This window comes from Arthrobacter sp., assembly GCF_031179385.1.
In the GTDB taxonomy this organism is placed as follows: domain Bacteria; phylum Actinomycetota; class Actinomycetes; order Actinomycetales; family Micrococcaceae; genus Arthrobacter_D.
In genome coordinates this window covers 1-6,971 of sequence record NZ_JAPSHV010000125.1, presented here as the reverse complement: position 1 = coordinate 6,971, position 6,971 = coordinate 1, and the positions used below count along the sequence as shown (strand labels likewise).

The 6,971-nt window shown below is 66.5% G+C and carries 8 protein-coding genes; 2 read left to right on the top strand and 6 right to left on the bottom strand.

Features of this window, described 5'->3' with window-relative positions:
• From RIF85_RS13550 to mca, 3 genes are all read right to left on the bottom strand, one after another.
• Positions 1-1,709: thioredoxin domain-containing protein (locus RIF85_RS13550; RefSeq protein ID WP_309072424.1), on the bottom strand; the 1,709-nt coding region annotated here is incomplete at its 3' end.
• A 2-nt stretch (positions 1,710-1,711) separates the two neighbouring features.
• The gene (locus tag RIF85_RS13545) at positions 1,712-2,050 is read right to left on the bottom strand and encodes a hypothetical protein (RefSeq protein WP_309072423.1); all 339 of its coding nucleotides are present in this window, start codon (positions 2,048-2,050) and stop codon (positions 1,712-1,714) included.
• Positions 2,051-2,115: 65 nt separating this feature from the next.
• On the bottom strand, positions 2,116-3,045 hold the full coding sequence (gene mca / locus RIF85_RS13540; protein ID WP_309072422.1) for a mycothiol conjugate amidase Mca: 930 nt from the start codon (positions 3,043-3,045) through the stop codon (positions 2,116-2,118).
• A gap of 113 nt (positions 3,046-3,158) precedes the next feature.
• Between mca and RIF85_RS13535 the strand changes: the two genes are divergently transcribed.
• Positions 3,159-3,602: a DUF4307 domain-containing protein gene (locus RIF85_RS13535; protein WP_309072421.1), complete on the top strand. Its 444-nt coding sequence runs from the start codon at positions 3,159-3,161 to the stop codon at positions 3,600-3,602.
• A gap of 219 nt (positions 3,603-3,821) precedes the next feature.
• The gene (gene greA, locus RIF85_RS13530) at positions 3,822-4,316 is read left to right on the top strand and encodes a transcription elongation factor GreA (RefSeq protein ID WP_309072426.1); all 495 of its coding nucleotides are present in this window, start codon (positions 3,822-3,824) and stop codon (positions 4,314-4,316) included.
• 6 nt (positions 4,317-4,322) lie between these two features.
• Here greA and RIF85_RS13525 read toward each other — a convergent pair whose 3' ends face one another.
• The 3 genes from RIF85_RS13525 to RIF85_RS13515 all read right to left on the bottom strand — a co-directional run.
• Positions 4,323-4,910: a rhomboid family intramembrane serine protease gene (locus RIF85_RS13525; RefSeq protein WP_309072420.1), complete on the bottom strand. Its 588-nt coding sequence runs from the start codon at positions 4,908-4,910 to the stop codon at positions 4,323-4,325.
• Position 4,911: 1 nt separating this feature from the next.
• A complete protein-coding gene (gene ilvA / locus RIF85_RS13520) occupies positions 4,912-6,108 on the bottom strand; it encodes a threonine ammonia-lyase (protein WP_309072425.1) in 1,197 nt (398 codons plus the stop codon).
• A 56-nt stretch (positions 6,109-6,164) separates the two neighbouring features.
• The coding region (locus tag RIF85_RS13515; RefSeq protein WP_309072419.1) for an AI-2E family transporter at positions 6,165-6,971 on the bottom strand (807 nt) is incomplete at its 5' end.

Here is a 6,971-nt window from a genome sequence, read left to right as displayed (position 1 = left end):
ATCAAACCGGTGTATGCCGCTGACGTCACCAGCGCGCCGGCCAGCAAGGCGACGCCCGAGGGAGTGGCGTTGTCGAAGGGGTCGGCCGCGTTCTGCTCCCCCTGCGCCGAACGCAGCTGAGTGTCCAGGTCCGCGGCGTCCACCACGGCTCCGTCAGCACCGGTGAACCGCTCCAACGCGACCCGGAGGATGTCCTCCGCTGCCTCGAACCACTCCGTGTTGCCCGTCGCCGCGTAGAGGGCCTGCAGCCCGTCGACCACTCCGGAGTAGTCCTCCAGCAACCCCTCGACGGCCGCAGCGCTTCCGGAGTGCGACACCCGGCGAAGCCGGGCACCGTCCCAGTGGACCCGCAGGAGATAGCGCGCGACGCCCTCGGCCAGGCGAAGCATCCCGGCGTCTCCGAGCAGCGCCCCGGCGTCCGCGAGTCCACCGATGGCCAGGCCGTTCCAGCACGCCACAACCTTGTCATCACGCTCCGGCTGCGGCCGATCGAGCCTCGATGCCAGCAACGACGGCGCTGCCTCTTCCCACAGCGCCTGCTCCCCGGCGCTCCACAGACGTCCGGCGTGCAGGGTGAACGCTCCGTCCTCCACCTGCCCTTCCTCCGTGTTGAACAGCTGCAGCGCAGGCCCTGCCTGGTCTCCGAGTACTGCCTGCACCTGCGCGGCGCTCCAGGTGTAGGTTGCACCCTCCACACGTCGGCCTTCGATCACGGTGTCGGCATCGAGCGAGGAAGCGAATGCACCACCGGGCAACTGCAGTTCGGCCTCAAGCCAGCCGGCGATGCCGCGGGCCGTGCGCTCCGCCAGCGCCCTCTGCTCCGGGTCTTCCGCCTGCACCGCCCAGCGGGCGTAGACGCGTATGAGCTGCGCGTTGTCGTAGAGCATCTTCTCGAAGTGCGGCACCGCCCACGCCTGATCCACCGCATAGCGGGCAAATCCACCGCGCAGCACATCGTGGATCCCCGAGACCGCCATGCGCTCGAGCGTGCGGCCGGCGAGCGCGGCGGACGTGCCGTCGTCGTCTGAACGGGCTCTGGCCAGCAGGAAGGAAAGCACCGACGACGGCGGGAACTTGGGCGCCCCGCCGAAACCGGCGTAGGCGGGGTCCTCCTGGGCCTCGAGCGCTGCGACGGCGGCGGTGAGTGTCTCCTCCGGCGCCGGCCCACCTCTCTCGTTCCCCAGGCGCAGCAGGCCCCCGCTGCGCCGGCGGGCCTCTCCGAGGTTGTCGGCGAGCTGGGCCGCGCTGTTGTCGACCTCAGTGCGGCGTCCCGTCCAGGCGTCGGTAATCGCCTCAAGGATCTGGCGAAATGACGGCCTGCCCTGCACCGCAACCGGCGGGTAGTAGGTGCCGGCGAAGAAGGCCCGGCCGTCAGGAAGCGTGAAGACGCTCATCGGCCACCCGCCCTGCCCGGTCATGGCCTGGGTGGCGGCCATGTAGACGGCATCGACGTCGGGGCGCTCCTCCCGGTCCACCTTGATGGAGACGAAGTGAGCGTTCAGGTAATCGGCGATGGCGCTGTCTTCGAAGGACTCATGGGCCATGACGTGGCACCAGTGACAGGCGGCATACCCTACCGAGACAAAGACCGGGACATTCCGGCGTTCAGCTTCGGCGAAGGCACTTTCGGTGAAGGGCCACCAGTCAACCGGGTTGTCGGCGTGCTGACGCAGATAAGCGGAAGCCTCACTGCGCAGCCGGTCAGCCATGGTTATGGGGCGTCGGGGCCGTATTTGCCGCCGGGAGTGCGGCGCCGGCCGGAGCCGTCAGATGCCTCGGCTGCCGGGTCAGGAGCGGCGCCTCCATTCCCGGAAGCCTTCCGGGCGGCTGCTTCCTCGGCCTCGAGGTTGGCCATCTCGCGGTACCGCACGCGGCGGATTCGGCGGGTCATATCGCGGATCAGGAAGATCACTGCGATCACCAGGAACAGCGTGGCCAGGAACCCCAGCAGGCCGGGAGTGACCTGTGTGGGATCCAGCCCCGGGCGCAGCGAGGGCTCATCACCCGGCGCAGGCGTCACGGTTGCGGCCAGGTTCAGCAGGGAGAACACTCCAGAGCACCACTTTCACGAGTATCTACGGCGGAAATGTCCCCGAGCGGGACAGCCCACAGGACTTATTCTATGCCCGCGAAGAAGTCCGTTTCAGGCAGTTCGTGCGGTACGCGGGAGTGAATCAGTGAGTAGTCCTCCCACGGCCACACCTTGCGTTGCAGATCCGCGGAGACCGCGAAGAAGAAGCCCTCCGGCTCAACCTGCGTGCGGTGCGCCAGCAGAGCGCGCTCCCGGTGCTCGAAATAGTCCCCGCAGTCGATCTGCGTGGTCGTAGGGTGGGTGGGCCGCGCGGGCTGGTGGCCTTCGGCGTCAGCCTCCAGCCAGGCGGCGATCCGCTCGGCGTAGGGCGACTGCAGGCCCGCTTCCTCGAGCGCGAAGTGCAGGGCACGGAACCGCTCCGGGTTGAAGGCGCGGTCGTAGTAGAGCTTAAGCGGTTCCCACGGCTCACCAAGTCCTTCATAACGGGACGGATCACCGGCTGCCTCATAAGCCTCAACCGCGACCCGGTGCGCCATGATGTGATCAGGGTGCGGGTATCCACCGTTCTCGTCGTAGCTCAGGATTACGTGCGGGCGGTACTCGCGGACCAGGCGAACCAACGGGGCCGCAGCGCGCTCCAGCGGCTGCAGCGCGAAGCAGCCAAAGGGAAGCGGCGGAAGCGGATCCCCTTCGGGCAGCCCCGAGTCGACGAATCCGAGCCAACGGTGCTCGATGCCAAGGGCGGCCGCTGCCTCCGCCATCTCAAGCCGGCGCAGTCCGGCAAGGTCGCGCAGTGCATGCGGAACGTCGGCCATCTGTGCGTTCAGGATGTCGCCGCGCTCGCCTCCCGTGCAGGTTGCGACCATCACGGATACTCCCGCGGCGACATAGCTGGCCATGGTTGCGGCGCCCTTGCTGGATTCGTCGTCGGGGTGTGCGTGCACCGCAAGGAGGCGGAGGCCGCCGTCGTTCTCCGCGCGGAGGAAGGGCGCGTCGGGGGTGTTATCCGGCATGGACACTGAAGGCTCCTGAATCTTTCCTGGTCTGTCGACGCCGGTGATCCCGCTGGACCATCGGCTGGAAACGAGGTGAACGAACTGAAGTACCGGTTGGTAAACTTGAACCGATGAGCACCGACCACGCGCCAGTACCAAGAGTAGCCAATCGCTACGGTGCCCCCAAGCCACAGCGCACACCGTCGGCGCAGCGTCGGAAGCGGAACCGCCTACTGATCTGGACGGTCCTGGCGGTCGCCGTCGTCGCCACCGGCGTGTTCAGTCTCTTCGCCGGAACACCGCCCGTCTCATCCAAGGATGTCGGCTTCAGCATCGAGGGTCCGAACCTCGCGCGCGTGGACTACGAGGTCACCAAGGATCCGGCGGCCACCGCACAGTGCGCCGTGCAGGTCCTCAACGAGTCTTACGCCATTGTCGGCTGGACTGTGGTGACCATCCCTCCCGGCAACCCGGGAGCAAGCATCGACGGCCGCACCACCTCCCACAACACCCCGGTCCGGACCGAATCCGAAGGCGTCACCGGCGGGGTCAACGCCTGCTGGATCACCGACTAACGTCGCGTCGAAAGCGCTGGCGATCCGCGCCGTTATTGGGTTATCCGGCCATGCTGACTATAATGGACTGATACGTTCCGCCCCGCCCCGCCGTGGTTCTTACTGGAGTAGTCCAGAACAAAGGCCATCACGCAGGCGGGGTCTTTGCTTGTTGATGCGCACATCACGGCAAAGGCCGCAGCCGAATCCCGCTCAGGGCTTCGACGTACCTAAGGAGATATCGTGTCCACCAACAGCGCACCCGTCGCCTGGCTCACCAAGGAGTCCTACGACCGCCTCAAGGCTGAGCTGGACCACCTGTCCGGCCCCGGCCGCACCGAGATTGTTGCCCGCATCGAGCAGGCGCGCTCTGAGGGAGACCTCAAGGAGAACGGCGGCTACCACGCAGCCAAGGAAGAGCAGGGCAAGGCCGAGGCCCGCATCCGCCAGCTGACCGAACTGCTCAACAACGCCCACGTCGGAGAATCCCCCGCTGATGACGGCATCGTGGAACCCGGCATGCTGGTCGAGGCGAACATCGCCGGAGACAAGGAAACTTTCCTCCTGGGCAGCCGCGAGGTTGCAGGTGACACCGACATGGACGTGTACAGCGAGAAGTCCCCGCTCGGCGCAGCGATCCAGGGACACAAGGCCGGAGACACCGTGAAGTACACCGCGCCGAACGGCAAGGAAATCACCGTCGAAATCCTCTCGGCGAAGCCTTACGCAGGCTAGTCGACGCTAGCTCGCCAGACGGCGGTCGGTCCCGGCAGGGGTCGGCCGCCGTTTCAGTATCAGGGCCGCGAGCACACCGCCGAGTGCGCCGAAAAGGTGGGCCTGCCAGGAGATATTCGAGCCGAACTGCGGCAGTACGCCCCACAGCAGCGAGCCGTACATCCCGAAGAGCAGCACGGCGAGCAGGATCTGTTTCCAGTCCCTGTTGTAGAAGCCGCGGACCAGCAGGTAGGCGAACAGCCCGAAGACGACGCCGGACGCCCCGATGGTCACCCCTCCCCCGAAGATCCACACGCCCACGCCTGATGCGAGCCAACTCGCCGAGACCGCAATGACAAACCGCCTCACCCCCTCGAGGAAGGCCAGGAAGCCAAGCACCACCAGCGGCAGGGTGTTGCTGAAAAGGTGACCGAAGTCGGCGTGCAGGAGCGGCGCGAAGATTACGCCGTCGAGCCCCTCCACCTGGCGCGGTTCGATGCCGAGCACACGGATCAGGTAGAAGCCGGTGAGCGTATTGAGGAGCTGCACCGCCCACAGCACTGCAGCGAAAACGATGACCGTGATCAGACCGGCGCGTGCCCGCTTAGCCAGCATGTCAGCCCTGGATGACGACGGGTTGGAAACCCTCAGCCCGCAGGTTGTTCAGCACCTGCTCGCAGTGCTCCTCGCCCTTCGTTTCCATATTGATGGTGATTGCCACGTCACCCATGCTGATGGATCCGCCCACCCTCGTATGGTCGACCCCCGTCACGTTCGCATCAGATTCCGCGATGATCCTGGAGATGGTCGCGAGCGAGCCCGGGCGGTCATCGAGCAGCATGCGCACCACGAGGTACCTCCCCGCGGCGGCGAGTCCGCGCTGGATCACCTTGAGCATCAGCATCGGATCGATATTGCCACCCGAAAGCACGACGGCGGTGTTCCCCGGGTTCGCGCCGTTCTCGGTGAGTTTCCCGTCCAGCAGTGCCGCGACGCCCACGGCACCAGCCGGCTCCACCACCATCTTCGACCGCTCGAGGAGGAAGATCAGCGCGCGCGCCAGTGAGTCCTCGCTGACGGTGACGACGTCATCAACCAGCTCGCGGATGATCGAGAACGGAAGCTGGCCCGGGCGTCCCACCGCGATGCCGTCCGCGATGGTCGACACCTTTGTCAGCGGAACCAGGGCGTCAGCGGCGAGCGATGGCGGGTAGGCGGCGGCGTTCTCCGCCTGGACGCCGATCACGCGGATTTCCCGGCCCAGTTCCCGTGCACGAGCCTTGACGGCGACGGCCACACCGGCCAGCAGCCCGCCGCCGCCGACGCCCATGAGGATGGTGTCGACGTCGGGCACCTGTTCAAGGATTTCGAGGCCGATTGTCCCCTGCCCTGCTACGACGTCAACATTGTCGAAGGGATGCACAAAGACCGCGCCGTGTTCATCGGCGTACCGTTTGGCTTCAGTCAGGGCTTCATCCACGTTGTGGCCGTGCAGCACCACTTCAGCACCGTGCCCCCGGGTTGCAGCAAGCTTGGGCAAGGCGACCCCCAACGGCATGTAGATGCGGGCCTGGATGCCCAGCCGTGCAGCCGCGACCGCGACACCCTGGGCATGGTTGCCGGCCGAGGCGGCCACGACGCCGCGGGCGCGCTCCTCGGCGGAAAGCCGGGCCATCCGCACGTAGGCGCCGCGCACCTTGAAGGAGCCGGCGCGCTGCAGGTTCTCGCACTTGAGCGAGACTTTGGCGCCCGTCAACCGCCCGAGCGCGCGGGACTCCTCGATCGGCGTGTACGCGATGACGCCGTCGAGCATTTTCTGCGCTTCGAGGACATCCTCGAGGGTCACTGCCAGCTGGGCGAGGTCGGTGGTCACGATGACGCTTCTTTCGTGGAGGGTTCCGGTTCGACGAACTCACCGGATGGACGGGACGAAGGAGTAATGGAGCCGCCCGGTTCGGGATACGGGGCGGGAACACCGAGTGCAGGGTCGGTTTCCCAGGCGCGGTTGGCAATATAGCGAACGACAGTGTTGAGGATTGCCAGCAACGGAACCGAGAACAGGGCACCCGCCACGCCTGCCACAAGGGAGCCGCCTGCCACAGCCAGCACCACGGCGAGCGGGTGCAATGAGACGGCCCTGCCCATGACGAAGGGCTGGAGGATGTGCCCCTCGACCTGCTGCACCACCAGCACGATGGCGAGCATCACCAGGGCATTGACCCACCCGTTGGCCACCAGGGCCAGCAGAACCGCCACCATTCCGGTGAAAAGTGCACCAAGAATGGGAATGAACGAGCCCAGAAAGACCAGGACCGTGAGTGGGAGCACCAGCGGCACTCCGATGATCGCCGCGCCCAGCCCGATGCCGATGGCGTCGATGAACGCGACCAGGATCTGCACACGCACGTAGTTCGCCATGGAGGTCCAGCCCCGCAGGCCCGCCCCCGTGATTGCTGCACGGGCACGCCGCGGTGCAAGGCCGGCGATGAAGCGCCAGATGGCGTCGCCGTCGTGCAGGAAGAAAATCAGCGCGAAGACCGTCAACAGCAGCCCGGCCAGGAAGTAACCGGCGCCTTCCCCGAAGGAGAGGGCACCGCTCACGATCAAACCGCTGTTGTTGTCCACCGCGCTGGCGACCTCGTCGAGGAAACCGTCGACCTGGGAGGTGGTGAGGCG

Coding starts and splice junctions, on each gene's coding strand:
- ilvA (WP_309072425.1), bottom strand. CDS start 6,108: ATGCTCGACGGCGTCATCGCGTACACGCCGATCGAGGAGTCCCGCGCG.
- mca (WP_309072422.1), bottom strand. CDS start 3,045: ATGCCGGATAACACCCCCGACGCGCCCTTCCTCCGCGCGGAGAACGAC.
- RIF85_RS13535 (WP_309072421.1), top strand. CDS start 3,159: ATGAGCACCGACCACGCGCCAGTACCAAGAGTAGCCAATCGCTACGGT.
- RIF85_RS13525 (WP_309072420.1), bottom strand. CDS start 4,910: ATGCTGGCTAAGCGGGCACGCGCCGGTCTGATCACGGTCATCGTTTTC.